The following is a 17,663-nucleotide window of genomic DNA, read 5'->3' as shown; positions in this document are numbered from 1 at the left end:
TTTTCCATAAAAAATAACACATTCCCACCATCCATGGCGGTCAGATACTGGAGGTAGAGTAACGCAGGAGCTTGTTACCGAGGATCACTATTCGCTTCAATCATCTGCCTTGCCTACAGCACGTTGAACTCCCGCTGAAAGATCACATATTTAATAGGATTGGTATAACACGCAATATTGCAACTGTGTGGCAATGTTAAACTGAACAGAGCTGATAACATGCCAGCATCATTAATGTTCAGCTTCAATTTGCAACGCTTTTTGAAATGCCTTATGCGTCATCAACTGTTGATAGTATTTACCAATATTAGGGTACTTTTCAAACTCACCATTTTGGCCAACAAGCTCAGCAATAAACGACATCATAATATCAGCGCCGCTCAGGGTGTTACCCACTAAATATGACTTTCCCTCTAAACGGTCATTAACATAACTCATCACTTTTGCCGTTTCAGCATCGGCATATCCCGCGATAAAATTGGTAGGTGCGCCATCCATTTTAACAAACAGCTTCAACAATAATGGCAAAATTGCCGAGCTTTCAGCAAAATGCATCCATTGTAAATAATCAATATAATCTGCAGTGCCTGGGGCAGGCATCAGTTTATCAGCGCCATAAGTTTGGATTAAATACTCAGTAATCGCGCCCGACTCAGCAATGGTGTAGCCGCCGGCTTCTAATACTGGTGACTTGCCTAATGGATGCACTTTTTTTAACGATTCTGGCGCTAAAGATGTGGTCTCATCACGTTGGTAAGCAAGTAACTCATAGTCAACGCCAAGTTCTTCTAACAACCAAATAATGCGTTTTGAACGTGATTTATTTAAGTGGTGTAGTTTAATCATTAAGCCATCCTTGTATAATTAACATAAAAAACAAACCCAACGAACAAGCCACTGGATTTGCTTTTATCAATCTCATTATTCTGTAACGTTGAGTTAAGGTTAAGTATTAACACTTAACCAAGCAGCAAATTAGCTTAATATCGCTAACATTTTTTCTGCCACTAACTCTGACGATGCAGGGTTTTGCCCGGTCACTAATTTACCGTCAACAACCGCATAGGGATGCCAATCTTCGCCCTTAGAATACGTTGCGCCATTTTGTTGCAGCATATCTTCAACCAAAAATGGCACCACTTTCGTTAACTGCACGGCTTCTTCTTCACCATTAGTAAAACCTGTAACATTTTTTCCGGCAACCAACGGCGTTCCATCAGGCTTTTTAGGGAACTTAAGCGCAGCAGGCGCATGGCAAACCAAACCTAACAGTTTATCCGTTTTGTAACACTGCTCAATTAACGCAATAGAATCTTTATCATTGGTTAAATCCCATAATGGACCATGGCCACCTGGATAGAAAACAGCGTCAAAATCGGCAAGATTAACAGATGCCAAAGTATGTGTTTTAGCAAGTAACGCCTGCGCTTTAGCATCGGTAGCAAAACGACGGGTGGCGTCAGTTTGAAAATCTGCTTCGTCACTTTTAGGATCTAATGGTGGTAATCCACCTTTAGGTGATGCCAATACAACCTCTGCACCTTTGTCGGTAAATGTGTAATATGGCGCCGCTAATTCTTCTAACCAAAAACCGGTTTTTTCGCCTGTGTCGCCTAGTTTATCGTGCGAAGTTAATACCATTAATACTTTCATTGTAATTCCTTAAAAACAGTCTATTTACGAATAGCATTTGAGATAACAAAAGGCCGTTAATGTTAATAACAACCTTGCCGAAATTATCGCCCTTTAACCGCCCAATAAAGGCTGAGGCCATATTTTCAAAATCATTAACCAATTCAGCATGACAATCGCCATCCCCTAAGAGCCACTCACCTACGGCATAGTCAGGATGATTAAACACTTCCATTTCTGCAGGTATACACGTGCAAAATTGCGCAACGATATTGAGCGTTCATCTTGAATCCTTTGCACATAATTGGCACCCTATGTGGTAACCCAAAACAGCTTATGGCCTAAGTGATTAAGCGCGATTAACGCCTGTAATACAGATATCAGCAAAACACTGATATCATGAACCGCTAAAGGCCAGTAATACGTTACTTCTACCTAAATTGTTCAACATAAGGTTGAACAATTACTTTAAGAGCTAAGTAATTGATATGAATAAAAACAAACCTATGCTACTTGAAAATCAGTTGTGTTTTGCTGTTTATTCAACGTCACTGACTATCATCCAGCTGTATAAGCCATTACTAGACTCCATTGGGCTAACTTACACTCAATATTTAGCAATGCTAGTACTCTGGGAACAAGACGGTTTAAGTTTAAAAGCATTAGCCAGCAAACTCGGACAACAATCGGGCGCATTAACACCGGTGATCAAACGTCTCGAAACTGACGGCCTACTTAAACGCATACGCGATCCCCAAGACGAACGAGTGTTATGCATGCAAGTCACCGAAAAAGGTTATCTACTGCAACCGAAAGCTGAACAGATCCACGAATGTATTGTTGAACAATGTGGTATCGACATATCTGAACTCACAGACCTAAAACAGCAGCTGGACCAATTTAGGCTAAAACTCCCCTCTCACATTGAGTTCTAACTCACAAAAGTGCTCAATATTTGCGATATATTTATTTTTTACCGCCATATGATAATCACGATAACGAATTGTGTGCAACTTAAATTAACCATTTTTTAGGTTGGTACGTCATAAACGGCTATTATACCAATCTCATTAAATATCGGGTCAGATCACATATTTAACAGGATTGGTATTACTTATAAACAACCCCAGATTTCATGACAAACGACACTGCTAATAATGCTTCAATTTGTTCAAGTGGGCTGTTATGTGTCGCAATAATGTCGGCATATTTACCCACTTCAAGCGTACCGAGCTTATCCGACATATCAATCAAATTGGCCGCATTGATTGTCGCACTAACTAAAATGTCCGCATTGCTCATACCAGCCTTACTCATCAATACCGCTTCTTTAGCATTGTCACCATGATGCGACACGCCACTGTCGGTACCATAAGCAATGTTAACGCCTGCTTTGTATGCCGCACTGAAGTTTTTCATCATGTCACCACCAACACGAATCGCTTTGGCTTTAATCGCAGGCGACATAAACTCACCCCCAGGCGCATTGGCCATTTTCACCACAGTGTCACCGGCTAACAATGTTGGCACTAAAAACGCGCCACTTTTTTTCATTAATTTTATGCTTTCCTTATCGGCATAACTGCCATGTTCAATGCTGTCCACTCCAGCACGCAACGCCGCATTAATGCCTTGGGCTGCATGGGCATGGCTGGCCACTTTGCGGCCTAAAGCATGCGCAGTATCAATCACCTCTTTAAGTTCGTCATCGTCCATTTGCTGCCCCGTACCAGTATTCGTGTCCGATAATACTCCGCCCGTAGAGGTAATTTTAATCACATCGGCACCAAACTTAATGGCCCGTCGAGTAGCACGACGACAATCATAAGGTCCGTCACAAATCGTCTTTGAGGTAAACTTATCAAGTAAATCTGGGCTCATGCCATCCACATCGCCGTGACCACCCGTTACCGACACCCCGCCAGATGCAATAACTCGCGGGCCATCCACCCAACCTTGATTAATACCGTCGCGTAATGCATAAATTTGTTCGGGTTTAGCGCCTAAATCCCGAACGGTAGTAAAACCAGCTAATAAGGTCTTTTTAGCAAAATAAGCACTGCGCATTGCCACGTCTGCATCCGACATCCTTAACGCTTCACTGTCATTATTTGGCCCTAGCTCCCCCTGCAAGTGCACATGCATGTCCATCATTCCAGGCATAACAAAGCTATTTTTTAAATCAATAATCACAACATTGTCATTTTCGTTGGCCATAGGTGCAGACTGATAGCCTGAAGTAATAGAAGTGATTACCCCGTCTTTTATGACCACAGTTTGTTGGCTCAAAGGCGACTCACCAGGCACAGTTAATAATGTGCCAGCATAAATAATGTTAATCTCCGCAGCATTAGCACTCGCCGCTCCCAGGGTTAATCCAAGCACAGCCAAGGCAATGGTACTCATAATATGTTTGTTCATAGTGACTCGCTTTTTGTTATTAACATTTGCTAAGTTTCTACACTGCCAAAATATCTGTTATGTTACAAGGAAGTAAAACATCGTGTTACCGTTAAGGTAATTTGAAAGTGATTTCATTTTTAACGCAGTGAATAAACACAATGAATATTGCAATTTTTGGCGCAGGTTCGACAGGGTGTTATTTAGCGGGTCAGTTATGTATGTCAGGCTTACCAGTGAGCTTAATCTGCCGACCAGCCATTAAACAAAACATCATCAACAATAACGGCATTACCTTGACAGATTACAAAGGTTTTGCACAAACCGTTATGCCGCAAGAATTGATCACTGATATAACCCAAATACCGTCCATCAATGGCAAATTTGATGTGGTATTTGTTACCTTAAAATGCCATCAAGTGAGCAGTATTGCCAATCAGCTAATGGCCATAACCCATGACGACAGCAGCATTATATTTATGCAAAATGGTTTAGGCAGTGTTGATAGCATTCAAGATTCGCTCGACCATTACCAGTTACTCCAAGGTATCACCCCTTTTAATGTATTACAGTTACCCAATGGCGTATTTCACCAAGGCACTGAAGGTGTGTTTACCTTGCAACAAAACCTGCACACTACAGCTATTCAGTCAGCACTCACTCAGCATGGATTTGGCTGCGACATTGAAGTAAACTTTACCCCCATTATTTATGGTAAGTTATTACTCAACCTCAATAATGCCTTAAATGCCATTACCGACTTGCCAATAAAACAACAATTGAGTCAATATAAAAATCGCCGTAGACTCGCCAAAGCAATGCAAGAATGGCTTGCGGTGTGCGAAGCCGCCGATATTCAGTTACATCAGTACACTAAGGTCAAACCTACATGGTTGCCGACCATTTTATCGCTGCCAAATTTTCTGTTTAATGTGTTAGCCAAACAAATGCTCGACATCGATCCCAAAGCACGCTCGTCAATGTGGGAAGACATTCAAGCCAAACGCAAAACAGAAGTCGACTACATTAATGGCGCGGTGGTTAACATTGGCAAAAAATATGGTATAAAAACACCCGTCAATCAAGCGATAGTAGAACAAATAAAACAATTAGAACAACAACATTAACCAGATGCTGTACGAGATATAGTTGTCGAGACAAATGAAATTCTACTGTACAATTTAATAACAAAAATACAACCGACTTAATCGCTCGCGTACACCAAACGTATTAATATAATCCTGCATTGGTGGATTGTATGTTTACTCAAATCGCACACGATTAACTCATTGGACATTAACCAAGATGAACGACAGCACTTTCTTTTTTGGCGATTGGCAAATCAATCCACAAAGTAACAGCGTTCAATCGGGTGAGACAATCCGCACCCTCGAACCTAAAGCCATGGACGTATTGCGGCTACTGTGCCAACACCAAGGAGAGGTGCTCACCCCAGACGACATTATTCGCCAATGTTGGGGCAACATTGCCATGGGTGACAATCCACTGCATAAAGTGATCACCCAGCTGCGTAAAGCCTTAGGTGACCAAGCGTCAAACCCCAGCTACATTGAAACCATCCGTAAACGCGGTTATCGCACCTTAGCAGACGTTACATTTCCAATCGGTCATCATACCCGAGTTAGCACATCCACATGGCAAGGCCAATCGCCCTTTCCCGGACTGCGCGCATTTGAAGCAAACGATGCCGACGTGTTTTTTGGTCGCGGCGAACAAGTCGATACCTTGTTAAATAGGATCTCAAAACAAATTCAATTTGGCCGAGCATTTTGCTTAGTGCTTGGCCCAAGTGGCACAGGTAAATCGTCGTTAATTAACGCAGGGGTTATTCCTAATCTCAAAAGTGCCACGGGTTTTAATGGTGTAGGCGTGCTCGATTATGCCAGCCTAGACTTAGCCGATGTCACCCAAGACCGACTGCTTATTGATATCGCCTGTGCCATGCTCGACTGGGAAGTAAACGATATTCCCGTATTTCCCCTGCTCAGTGCACAAGATCTTGCCGTACAACTTAACCAACAAATGCCAGCCGTTATCGCCCAGTGCCAACATGCCATTGCCCAGGCAAAATCAAGCCACCATTACAGCCAGGCGCATTTTTGTTTATTCGTCGACCGCTTAGAAGTGCTGTTATCGTCGCCCATTTACAGCGAACAACAACGTATCGATGCCTTAGACATTCTCGAACGCTTAGCCACATCAGGTGTGGTCATTGTAATTAGCGCCTGTCGAAACGATTTTTACCCCCAAGTGGTTAGCCACCCAAGTTTAATGGCAGGTAAAGCCAACGGTTCACACTTTGACTTGTCGGCCCCAAGCCGAACAGAACTCATGCAAATGATCCGCTTACCCGCCAACGCCGCTAACCTAACATGGTCGATTGATCCTAATACCGCCATGCCTCTGGACGAAATGCTTTGCAGCGACGCCGCATCAAACCCAGATGCACTGCCCATGCTGCAATACACCTTAGAAGCCCTGTATCTCAAGCGCGATAAAAATGATCAGCTGTTAGTGTCGGTTTATCATTCACTAGGAGGATTAGAAGGCGCCATCGGTAAAAATGCCGAACAGGTGCTCGCAGGGCTAAACGATGCCGAACGTGCGGCCTTACCAAACGTGTTATCTATGTTGGTCACCCTATCCGAAGACGAAAACTCGGTCACCAGCCGCGCAGCCAGTTGGGATGGACTCAAAAGCGAAGCAGAAAAAAACCTCGTTAAAGCCATGGTAGACAACCGCTTATTTGTATCGCACCTGCAATACGACAAAGCCTGTTTTAGTATCGCCCATGAAGCCCTATTAAGGCGTTGGCCTCGCGCCACAAAATGGATAAGCGAACACAATGACAGTTTAGCCATTAAAAGCCGCTTACAGCATCAAACACTGCGCTGGTTAAATGAATCAAAAAGCTCAGCCTATTTGCTTACCGAAGGTAAGCCCTTAGCTGAGGCACAAAGCTTAATCGCCAACCCGTTATTTACCATAGAGCCACAAGAAGCAGCGCTCATTAAAGCCTCAACCAAACAAGCCAACATCGGGCGCTGGCGTCGGCGTATTATTATGTTTAGCTTAGTAGCGCTCACACTCATTTCAGTCGCCATGAGTGTTCGCAGCATTGAGGCCGAAAACCAAGCACAACAAAAACGCCTGGCGGCAGAAAACTTACTCGGTTTTATGGTGGGAGAATTCGCCGACAAAATGCGCGGTATTGGCCGAATGGACTTGCTCGATGGGATCAGTAACAAAGCATTAGAATATTTCAGTGACTTTTCTGCCGACGATGCCAGCTATTTAAGCTTTGAAGCCCAGTTTCAACACAGCCAAACCTTAGAGGCCATGGGCGAAGTGGCCTATTCTCGCGGCAACACTGACGAAGCCCGCAGCGCCTTAATCGCCGCCCGCGAGCGCATGTTGCCGCTACTCGAAATACAACCGCAAAACCTTAGTTTACTTAAAACTTTAGGGGCCAATGCTTTTTGGCTCGGCCAGCTTGAATACGATAAAAGTGATTGGACTGCAACGCTGCCTTGGTTGGAGCGTTATCTTGAATACAGCCAAGCCATGTATCAATATGCCTCAGACGATAACAATGCCATTATGGAGTTGTCCTATGCCCACAACTCCCTAGGCTCGATACACATGAAGCAACAAAACTTTGCTGCTGCACGAGAGGCATTTGAGCAATCATTACAGTTAAAACAAAAAGCACTAGTTCAAGACCCAAGTAATAGCAAAATGATTGCTGATGTGGCCAATGCACAATCATGGATTGCTAGCGCGGCCACCGCTCAAGGTGACATTACCGCGGCGATACAAATACACCAACAAATTCAACAGCAGCTGTCCAATCAAGCATTAGAAAAACAGCCTTATTTACTTGACAGGTTATCGAGCAGCTATCAAATACTGGCTAATTTACTAAATTACCAAGGCCACCAACAACAGGCTTTTGAAAAAGCACAGCTTAGTTTAGTCACAATTACCGATGCCCTAAAACAAGATCCTGATAATGATATTTGGAAGATCCAACAATATTACGCCTACTTGAATATGCTGGCATTCAGTACTAAACCCATTGAACACACCATGGGTCACAGTATTGACTCATTAGCAACCATGCTTGATGAAGATATCACCTTAAAAACGTCCGCTAAAAAAATGGATGTGTGGGCAACCTATCAACTGGCTACTGCAAATTATTTAGCATCACAAGGATTATTGTCAGATAGTCTAAACTATGCCCAACAGGCAACAGCCTCTTTTAATCAATTAATCAATGAGTTCAAACAAAATTCTTATTACTTGGCTCGTTTAGCCCAAAGCAATATGTTAACAGCAACATTGCTGACTCAATTAGGCCTGCCACAACAAGCCAACTCTCTGTGTCTGCAAACTAAAAAACAATTAGCACTAATTGCCGACAAAAATAATGAGCCCAAATTTACAGTCCCTTACGCTCACGCCCTCGACTGTCTCGGTGAGCTTACGCAACACCCCAATTTAGTTCAACTGCTAGAAAGTTCGGCCATAACCGATTTTAGGTTTAACCCTAAAACTAAAAACCCTAACCCCTAACCCCTAACCCAACAAAATGGAAAATATAATGTCAAATACCCAAAACACGACAACATTTTTTAATCTCACCGTTACCTTAGAAAACGGCGAGCCGTTTTTCAGTTATACCAATCACGATGGTACCCCTAAAAGCGGTGATGTTATCATTACCAAAAACTGTACTATCACCTACCAACTTATTGATCAAACGGGCAAAGGGCTTAAGTTTGTTGGCGCAGCGTTTATGACCCCATTTGACGGCATTATCGATGCAGTCAGTACTGATGGCAGCTTAATACACTTAACCGACTTAGATGAAGTATCGGGCAACACCCAATTTCAATTTGTGTTGTCGAACACCAGCAATACCTTATTGGTACTCAGCCCAGACCCTGAAATTATCAACCGCGAACATAATTAAATAAGTAGAAGCATATTAAAAAGCTCAGGCTTGCCCTGAGCTTTTTATCTTGTTCAACATAACTAAAACAACCAATAATTGAACCTTGATAAAACGGCTGGCGTTAGCCATTAACACACAGAAAATGATCTCTTTCACACTCGCGTAAATCGACATAACTTCCGCTTCCAAGACGCTTAACCGAATCCTATTACCGCTGTTCAGCGGCCAAAAAACACTACCCAATGTGACAATGCAATATGCGGTTTCGGCTAAATGCATATCTGCAAGCACTCAAAACACCTCAAAAAAACCTGCTAAATCAGATGCCATTCAAAAGACAGGCAACAGTATCGACACAATTACAATAGATTTAAAGAAATAACTTAAATTTTATAACCAATTAATTCAGCAAGTTATAACAAGAAGATTACCGAAAGGTAAAAAAACAATATTCCTAATAAAGTGTTTGACATCAACAAGGGGTTTTCAACACAAAACGCTTAAAGGAATAATCATGTTTAACAATGACAAATTAACGGAACTCAATGACACGATTACACGAGTGACTAAATTAACAGACTCATTCGCTAAATTTCCTAGCGCAGTAACAATACCTTTGTGCCTTGAGTCTGAAACCTTATCAGACGCAGCGTCAACCCATGCAAAATCAGCAAGTCATCCTGGCAAAATAGCCGTAGCCGATAACTTACAAATTCGCACCTTACTCAACGTGATTACAGCCATTTCGGAAGCAATTTTTGTGGTAAATTCTGCCGGTGTAATTGAGATGATAAACCCACTAGGCGCTAAATTATTTGGCGCCCCAGCAGAAATGTTAATTGGTCAAACTTGGACCGATTATCTACAAAGCCCGTTTAAAGATGAATATCAATCTTTGTTTGCCTTATGGAATAGCGCCAGCGATGAAACCAATAAAGTGACTCAATTTAATCATGGGCCTAAAGAGATTATCATTAATCGTGCCGACAGCACCCTGCTAGAAGCCGACTTATCATTGTCATGCTTACCGTCAATGCATATAGGTTCACAGCCACTATTTATTGGCATCATGCATAACCTTACAACCCATAAAGCCGAATACAATAAGCTGCGCCACTTAGCCCATACCGACAAATTAACCGGTCTTGCCAACCGTCATGCATTTGATGATGCCCTACAAAGCAACTGGAACGACAGCATAAACCACGACCAACCCTTGTGTTTAATCATTATCGATGTCGACTATTTTAAAATATTTAACGACCAATTTGGTCATGTTAACGGTGATAAGTGTTTGCAAAAAATTGCCGATGTATTGGCCGATGTTCTCCCCTCTAACAATGCCATGTCAGCACGATATGGCGGCGAAGAGTTTGTTATTATTCTACCCAACAGCAACCCATTAACCGCAGAATATATTGCCAAAAATATTCAGCGTCGGATTAACCAGTTAACCTTTACCGACATTGGCTTACCAGCACAAACAAAAATCAGTGTCAGCCAAGGTATCGCATGTGAACGTAGCGGCCAATACCGCACCCCAACCGCATTGGTTTGCGCCGCAGATACTGCACTGTACCGTGCAAAATCAACTGGGCGTAACTGCATCAACATTAGTGCTTGAGCCGCTGACGTAACAAGCCTGATAAGCTGCAATGCCGCTATTTTGATTGGCTTGCTGAGCCATAGCTTGTTCGGTCGGCGAGGCGTAGTGGTTATCCCAATGTTGTAATTTAGGCAGCATCAGTCTATGCCACAAAGGCGGAATGAGGGTTAATACAAAGGTACTAAGGTAACCTCCAATCATTTGCGGTGCATCGGGATAAGGTGATAATTGATGATAAGGCAACTGCCCTTGGGCATGATGATGCGAATGCCGAGTTAAATTAAACATGGCCCACGAACTTACCCGCTTAGTGGTATTCCAAGAATGGTGTGGCTGTACAGGCGTATTAACCGCTCTAACCAAACCATAATGTTCCATGTAATTAACTATTTCTAACGTCGCTTTAGCCCACAATGCCATTAATATAAAAAAGCTTATCCCCTGCCAACCCGCAAGCCAAAACACCCACACCATAATAGTTAAACTCATGGCATAACCACGTAACGCTTTATTGTGCCAGTTCCATACCGCTAACTGTTTACGCTTAAGCCTTTGCTGCTCAATATGCCACGCACTAATATTGCCCTTAATGGTTGATATAATGATGTGGGCATACACACCACGGCCACGGGGAGCCGTCGCGGGGTCGTTCAAGGTACTAACATATTTATGATGGCCATACACATGCTCAATGGCAAAGTTAGCATCAAAACTGAATGCCAATAACCAACGTCCAATCAATAATGACACCGGCTGCCAAGTACGGTGCGTTAGCTCATGGCCGGTAATGGTTGCCATAACGCCAACGACTAAGCCCAAGTAAATCACCATCACCCCATATTGAATCAAGCTGGTGTTTTCCCGCGCTAACAATACGTCATAACCAATAAGACTGGTCACCCAAGCACCATATTGACCAATATCTTGGCTGGCAAATTGCCAGCAACACACAAATACCAACATCACCGTTAATGGCAACGCGAGCCACAACAACCAAGTGAGCAAGGCTGGATATTGATAGTTTGGGGTTTCAGTGTCGTCACCAAACACAATGTCGCCACCTAAATACACCGCAACCCAAACAGCAAAGCCAATACTAATATAAGCTTCGCCCAAGGTAATGCTGGCAATGGCAATGAATGCCATAAGGTGAAACGACATAAATTTAAGGTATGCAAACATGGCTATGTCCTTATTCTTGCGATTCGTCGGCTAAAGGACGCTGGCGTAAATTTAACTGAATGTGCACAGTAGATTTAGGCACACTTTGGCAGGCCAAAATCATCCCGCTGGCTATCGCGTCGGCCGATAACACATAAGCACTGTCGGTTAATTGCTTCACTTCACCCGCGACTAATTGGCAACGACAAGCACCACAACTTCCCACCCTACAATGGTGAGGAAAGGCAATGTTGGCTGCTAATGCAGTGGTTAAAATAGAGTGTTTTACGCTAGCTTGCTCCACCACAGTGTCGCCATTAATGATCAACGTAACGGGTTTAGCGGTAAATATTGACAACATAAGGCATCCTTCTGCAAAAGTTTACTCTAGCGCAGTTGGCAAGATAAAAAAGAGGGGGAAACGGACATAAAGGGGTCATTAATAGACAAGCCCTCAAAAATCCGTTACAACTGAATAAACGCACATAAGAAAAATATTATGCAGCAACTGCCGATTTTTTATGTAAACCAAGTTTACCAACAGCTACAGCAATGGGGCTGCAATGTTAAGGTTTGGCTCGCGCATAACGGTGTCACACTTGAACAACTACAAGACCCACACTATCAAGTCAGCTTTGACGACTATCAACGTTTAATTGTGTCAGCGATTAATCTGTCGTCCAGAGCAGACATAGGTTTGCATGTTGGCAATCGTATTGGTATTAACACCCACGGCATGATGGGTTACGCCATACTTAATAGCAGCACACTTAAACAAGCCGTTGACACACTAAAACAATTTATAAATACCCGTACCCCATTGGTTAAAGTCACTACCCTCGAAACGCCCCAAGCAATGGCAATAACGCTACAAGAAATACACCCCCTAGGCATCATACAGCAGCCGTTTATGGATGCATTATTAGTAACAATTGCTAAGTTACTACAACAACTCAGCCCGCAATCGTCGGTGATATCGCACGTTCACCTAAGCCTTGGCGCACCTCATTATTGGCAGCAATATTCGGCCTTACTCAAGGTGCCAGTTCATTTTAGCCAAGCCAACACTCAGCTAATATTAACCCAAGCATCATTAAATCAACCCTTAGAAATGGCCGATCCTAGCTCGTTTATGCAAGCAAAACAGTGGTGTATTAACGAACTAACACAACTTAATTTGCAGCAAAGCCTTAGGGATAAGCTATATCAATATTTACTGCAAAGTGCGATGCCATTGCCAAGCTTATGCGACACTGCGGCACATTTTCATATGACACCACGAACACTTCATCGCCATTTAGCGCTGCAAGATAGTAGCTATAAACGTATTGTCGCAATGGTGAATCACCACATTGCCAAACATTATTTGTCGCAATCTCAGGGCAGTATTAAACAGTTAGCCTACCAACTAGGTTACGTTGATGTGGCAAATTTTAGGCGAGCATTTAAGCGCTGGCAGGGCATGACCCCGAGTGAATACCGCCAACAACAAAAATCAATGTCGACAGTGAGCCGTTAGCTTGAAACCTCGCAGGCTTATAGGAGCAAACATCCCACACCAAACATAATGAATGCTAGTCGCAGCTGTATTTCGATAGTAATCGAACTCATCATAAAACATGGCATCCTTGCTCGCTAAGTAGCGCTTAGCGAGCATTATTAACTAGGGAACGGAATACTTCTGTATAAACAACGTAGAGAGACTTAACCTCAACTCGGGTTAAGCGGTGGGATATACAAGGTAAAATGACAAAATTCGGCCTATTTTATACCAAACTTGTCATTTGTGTTGCTAACAAGGCACGTTGGTGTCACTCGCTAGCCTGTTGCGAGTCAATGCAGCACAGCTAGCGAGACAAAGGACTGTTTGTAACCGTTGATTGTCACTAGTTGAGGTTATTTAATCTAAAAAGCTGTTGTCTTGCGCTAGCATGACTTGATACAAAGGCTGAAAATTACCCCAAGTGACTAAATCGGATCCATTGATTTGGCGTGTTTTTGTCGCAATATCATGACCAATTAATTTAAGCTCACCTGCCGCCTGGGCTAATAATTGGCTATGGCAGCAACTGTCTAACATGACAAAGTTGGCTGTTGCCGCATCAACAGATTTACCAACAGTTAGCAAACCATGGTTTTGTAATATCACTGCGGTATGGCCTTGAAGTGCCTCGGCAATCATGTCGCCTTCAGACAAGTCGGCAACCACACCTGTAAAGGTGTCAAACACACTGTGGTTTTCATAAAACATGCAGGCGTCTTGTGAAATGGGTTTAAGTAATTCACCTAATGACGAAAAAGCACGGCCATAGGTCGTATGCGCATGAGCCACTGCGTTGACATCTGGGCGGGCATGGTGAATACGTGAATGAATTGCAAACGCAGCATTATTAATTGGGTATTTACCTTCCAAAATATTGCCTTTATGGTCAACGCGCACCAAATCAGAAGCCCTAATTTTAGAAAAATGTACCGCTAATGGATTAACCCAAAATGAGTCTGGGTCGATACAATCACGCAGGGTAATGTGACCGGCTAAACCTTCGTCAAACCGATAATGAGCAAATACTCTAAACGCGGCCGCTAAGCGTTGCTTTTCATATTGCTGTTGCTGTTGTTTGTTATCAAACTTAGGCGGCAATGGCATTGGGTACTTATCTGAACCAATGGCCATTTTGCTCATTTGTACGCTGTGTTGTTCGTTGGGTGAAGTGGTCATCTTGAGTCTACTTTTATGGGTTTAGTTTGACTTTAATTTAACCAAGCCTAAAATAAATTCAAATGATACTAAATCATAGATAACTATTAATATGTTGCATAGTAAGATTGATTTAAACTTATTCCTCATTATGAGCACGGTATATCAGCAAGGCAGTATTACCGCCGCTGCCAGTAAACTGCACCTTACGCAACCGGCTGTAAGCCACGCGTTATCACGCTTACGCAACAAGTTTAATGATCCGTTATTTGTCCGCCATGGCCGAAAAATGGTTCCTACTGCTTTATGCCAAAAAATCATTCCAGATGTACTGCAAGCCATGGATTTGCTCGATAATACTATTGCAAAACCAGCAACTTTTGATATTCAGCAACACAAACGGGAGATAAAGCTTGGGCTAAGGGACATTCTAGAATCGATGTTTTTCCCTATTCTCGTACCTGACTTACTCAACAACACGCCTAATATCACTCTAAACAGTCGTCAAATTAAACGCACTGAACTTGAATCAGCACTGGCGCAGCAAAGTTTAGATATCGTTATCGATGTACTCATGCCAACCCATAAGGATATTCGCAACACGTTAATATGCAGCGAACGATTTTCATTAGTGTGTCGTCAACATCATCCTATTTTACAGCAGCTCACCCTAGCCAATTATGCCGCTGCATCTCATGCATTAGTGAGCTTAAAAGACTTCAACATCGACACCGTCGACATGGCGCTCGCCCATCAAGGCGTGAGCCGCAATATTGCATTACTCTGCGAGCATTACTTTGCCGCCATCAGCGTGATTTGCCAATCAGATTTAATCATGACTATGCCAAACACCTACGCCATGTTGCTACAACAAACCATGCCAATTGTCGTGTCGCCATTACCTTTTGATGTTCCCGATTTAGCCGTACACATGTATTGGCATAAACAAGCTGACGATGATCCGATAAACCAATGGATAAGAAATAAATTGCTTAATATCTCAGAACAGTTGTTTTAAAAAACAGCATTCCACATCAAAACAACTAATCAAATGATATTGATATCTGTTATCATTATCGTTTAAGTCGCAAATAAATGACGCCTCAATTCAGGAACGATTCATGAAACCAATGACTCAGCTTCTCGGTATCTTTGCATGCCTAGTGTTCAGCGGATGTGGAAGCAAAATAAGCCAGCAAACGCCTCTTCCGTCTGCAACCACTGTGAATGTTAGCTTAGGCAACAACAGTTCATTATATGACACCGAAGCCGCTCCACCCCATAGCGATGTTTCAGCAACAATAACCAAGCCAATCACTAAGCTGCACACTTTGCGTCAACGTTACAGCCAAACACCGTCGCAGTGGCCTGCAATACAAACCGCCGACAACCGAACAGTTGCACCACTCGCGCCACTAAAAAGGCTAAAGCCCAAGTTAAACCTTGCTCAAGTAAATTTAGGCGACATGCTATTTCATGACCAAAATTTGTCTCGAGATGGCAGTGTATCTTGCGCAAACTGTCATGAAAAGCGCATAGCCTTTAGCGATGCCAGAGCGGTTGCAATAGGAATAAAAAACCAACATGGCAATCGTAATACTCAAGCCATTTTTGCTATCGACCATTGGAAGAGTTTTTTTTGGGATGGCCGAGCAAGTTCACCAGAACAACAAGCATTAATGCCTATCGAAAATCCGTTAGAAATGGACTTATCCATTGATGAAGCACTGATAAGAATCAACAACAGCCCTGTTTACCAGCCCTTAATACACAAGGCATTTGCCAAAAAGAGTCTTAATGCCAAGGAACTGGGTATCGCTTTGGCCGAATTTGAACGATCACTCCCCATGCCTCGCACTCGGTTTACACAGTTTATTGAGCAAGCCACACGACAACCCAAGGTTGCTATTGCACAATTAAGTGATGCAGAGCTACACGGATTACATTTATTTCGCACCAAAGCAAAATGCATGACCTGCCATAATGGCGCTTTACTCAGTGATAACCAGTTTCACAACACTGGATTGAGTTTTTATGGTCGAAAACGTGAAGATTTAGGGCGCTACCAGATTACCAATCATCCTGATGATATCGGTAAATTTCGCACTCCATCGCTATTATTAATAAATGAAACGGCCCCTTGGATGCACAATGGTTTGTTTACTCAAATGCTTGGTATTGTCAGGTTATACAATGCGGGTGGCTCAAGACCGAACCGACCACAAAAATTTAACGATGATCCGCTTTACCCACAAACATCGACCTTGTTACATCAGCTTAATTTAACCAAAGATGAGCAAAATGATTTAGTCACGTTTTTAAACATGTTGTAAACAATAAACAAAAATAAAAACCCTTTTGCAAAATGGATACGTTTACACTCATAACAAAGCCATTTTACATAAAACAGCATTAAGCTAAGCGGAGTTATCAATGAATAAAATATTACTCACAAGCATCATCTCTGGCGCATTATTGACATTAACGGCCACCAGCAGTTTGTCGACAGTACAAGCTGCTGAGTTAAGTTTTGCCCATATCGAAACAGTGGGCACCAGCACCATTGAAGCCTCGGCAGACATGGCAATCATCAATGTTCAGGTATCAGTAGAAGCCGATAGTGCCAAAGCCGCAAAAGATAAAGCCGACGAAGCGGTCAGCCAATTTATGCAACGTTTACTCAAGGCTGGTGTCGACAAAAAACACATTCAAAGTGCTAATTTGCAACTTAACCCTCAATATATGTATGTACAAAATGAACCACGAAAACTCACGGGTTACAGTGCTAATCGCCAAATGACCATTACCGTAATTGACCTTAATCGCTTAAATGAGTTACTCGACAGTGCTTTGGTGGAAGGCATTAATAATGTGAATAATATTGAATTAAAATCGAGCCAAGAAGCACACATTATTACCCAAGCTCGCCAAGCTGCCATTGATGACGCCAAGAAAAAAGCCCACTCTTTAGCTAAAGGGTTTGGTGAACAAGTTGCAGGCGTATGGGAGGTGAGGTATTTTCCACAGCAAACACACCAGCCAGAAATGTACCGTGCCAGCATGAAAATGAACGCCGATGTTGCACAAACTTACCAGCAAGGCCAAGTATCAATTAGCGACAGAGTTGAAGTGATATTTAGGCTTAAATAGTACAAAAAGCGGTAGGCTGAACAACCTTGCTTCAG

At 42.8% G+C, this 17,663-nt stretch carries 15 protein-coding genes; 9 read left to right on the top strand and 6 right to left on the bottom strand.

What is annotated here, in order from left to right; translation table 11 throughout:
• Positions 1–231 precede the first annotated feature (231 nt).
• Together ACWXWT_RS09040 and ACWXWT_RS09035 are read right to left on the bottom strand one after the other, a co-directional pair.
• The gene (locus ACWXWT_RS09040) at positions 232–846 is read right to left on the bottom strand and encodes a glutathione S-transferase family protein (protein ID WP_456041261.1); all 615 of its coding nucleotides are present in this window, start codon (positions 844–846) and stop codon (positions 232–234) included.
• 129 nt (positions 847–975) lie between these two features.
• Positions 976–1,653: a type 1 glutamine amidotransferase domain-containing protein gene (locus ACWXWT_RS09035; protein ID WP_456041260.1), complete on the bottom strand. Its 678-nt coding sequence runs from the start codon at positions 1,651–1,653 to the stop codon at positions 976–978.
• Between the two features lie 467 nt (positions 1,654–2,120).
• Here ACWXWT_RS09035 and ACWXWT_RS09030 point away from each other — a divergent pair, with 467 nt between their 5' ends.
• A complete protein-coding gene (locus tag ACWXWT_RS09030) occupies positions 2,121–2,567 on the top strand; it encodes a MarR family winged helix-turn-helix transcriptional regulator (RefSeq protein ID WP_456041259.1) in 447 nt (148 codons plus the stop codon).
• A gap of 175 nt (positions 2,568–2,742) precedes the next feature.
• Here the strand turns inward: ACWXWT_RS09030 and ACWXWT_RS09025 are convergent, their stop codons facing one another.
• Positions 2,743–4,053, bottom strand: a complete 1,311-nt coding sequence (locus ACWXWT_RS09025; RefSeq protein WP_456041258.1) for an amidohydrolase family protein — start codon at positions 4,051–4,053, stop codon at positions 2,743–2,745.
• A gap of 140 nt (positions 4,054–4,193) precedes the next feature.
• On the opposite strand from ACWXWT_RS09025, the gene ACWXWT_RS09020 reads away from it, so the two are divergent.
• From ACWXWT_RS09020 to ACWXWT_RS09005, 4 genes are all read left to right on the top strand, one after another.
• Entirely contained in the window at positions 4,194–5,159 is a 966-nt protein-coding gene (locus tag ACWXWT_RS09020) for a 2-dehydropantoate 2-reductase (RefSeq protein WP_456041257.1), read from the top strand.
• Positions 5,160–5,337: 178 nt separating this feature from the next.
• Complete coding sequence (locus tag ACWXWT_RS09015; protein WP_456041256.1) at positions 5,338–8,631, top strand: nSTAND1 domain-containing NTPase; 3,294 nt, start codon at positions 5,338–5,340, stop codon at positions 8,629–8,631.
• A 28-nt stretch (positions 8,632–8,659) separates the two neighbouring features.
• Positions 8,660–9,031 (top strand): DP-EP family protein, encoded by a 372-nt coding sequence (locus ACWXWT_RS09010; RefSeq protein ID WP_456041255.1) that lies wholly within the window; start codon positions 8,660–8,662, stop codon positions 9,029–9,031.
• A 496-nt stretch (positions 9,032–9,527) separates the two neighbouring features.
• Complete coding sequence (locus ACWXWT_RS09005; protein ID WP_456041254.1) at positions 9,528–10,637, top strand: diguanylate cyclase domain-containing protein; 1,110 nt, start codon at positions 9,528–9,530, stop codon at positions 10,635–10,637.
• Here the strand turns inward: ACWXWT_RS09005 and ACWXWT_RS09000 are convergent.
• Both ACWXWT_RS09000 and ACWXWT_RS08995 read right to left on the bottom strand, forming a co-directional pair.
• On the bottom strand, positions 10,602–11,801 hold the full coding sequence (locus tag ACWXWT_RS09000) for an alkane 1-monooxygenase (RefSeq protein ID WP_456041253.1): 1,200 nt from the start codon (positions 11,799–11,801) through the stop codon (positions 10,602–10,604). The genes ACWXWT_RS09005 and ACWXWT_RS09000 overlap by 36 nt on opposite strands.
• A gap of 10 nt (positions 11,802–11,811) precedes the next feature.
• Positions 11,812–12,141, bottom strand: a complete 330-nt coding sequence (locus ACWXWT_RS08995; protein WP_456041252.1) for a 2Fe-2S iron-sulfur cluster-binding protein — start codon at positions 12,139–12,141, stop codon at positions 11,812–11,814.
• 138 nt (positions 12,142–12,279) lie between these two features.
• Between ACWXWT_RS08995 and ACWXWT_RS08990 the strand changes: the two genes are divergently transcribed.
• Positions 12,280–13,299 carry an AraC family transcriptional regulator gene (locus ACWXWT_RS08990; protein ID WP_456041251.1) on the top strand — a complete coding sequence of 340 codons (1,020 nt, stop codon included), beginning with the start codon at positions 12,280–12,282 and terminating at the stop codon, positions 13,297–13,299.
• A 381-nt stretch (positions 13,300–13,680) separates the two neighbouring features.
• On the opposite strand, the gene ACWXWT_RS08985 is transcribed toward ACWXWT_RS08990, so the two are convergent.
• Positions 13,681–14,499 (bottom strand): class II aldolase/adducin family protein, encoded by an 819-nt coding sequence (locus tag ACWXWT_RS08985; RefSeq protein ID WP_456041250.1) that lies wholly within the window; start codon positions 14,497–14,499, stop codon positions 13,681–13,683.
• A 91-nt stretch (positions 14,500–14,590) separates the two neighbouring features.
• On the opposite strand from ACWXWT_RS08985, the gene ACWXWT_RS08980 reads away from it, so the two are divergent.
• The 3 genes from ACWXWT_RS08980 to ACWXWT_RS08970 all read left to right on the top strand — a co-directional run bounded on the left by ACWXWT_RS08980 (position 14,591) and on the right by ACWXWT_RS08970 (position 17,628).
• Complete coding sequence (locus ACWXWT_RS08980) at positions 14,591–15,496, top strand: LysR family transcriptional regulator (RefSeq protein WP_456041249.1); 906 nt, start codon at positions 14,591–14,593, stop codon at positions 15,494–15,496.
• A gap of 103 nt (positions 15,497–15,599) precedes the next feature.
• The gene (locus tag ACWXWT_RS08975) at positions 15,600–16,811 is read left to right on the top strand and encodes a cytochrome-c peroxidase (RefSeq protein ID WP_456041248.1); all 1,212 of its coding nucleotides are present in this window, start codon (positions 15,600–15,602) and stop codon (positions 16,809–16,811) included.
• Positions 16,812–16,911: 100 nt separating this feature from the next.
• Positions 16,912–17,628: an oxidative stress defense protein gene (locus tag ACWXWT_RS08970; protein WP_456041247.1), complete on the top strand. Its 717-nt coding sequence runs from the start codon at positions 16,912–16,914 to the stop codon at positions 17,626–17,628.
• The last annotated feature ends 35 nt before the right edge of the window (positions 17,629–17,663 follow it).

The sequence above is a fragment of the Shewanella sp. A22 genome (assembly GCF_053850585.1).
This window is presented reverse-complemented; position numbering and strand designations above follow the sequence as displayed.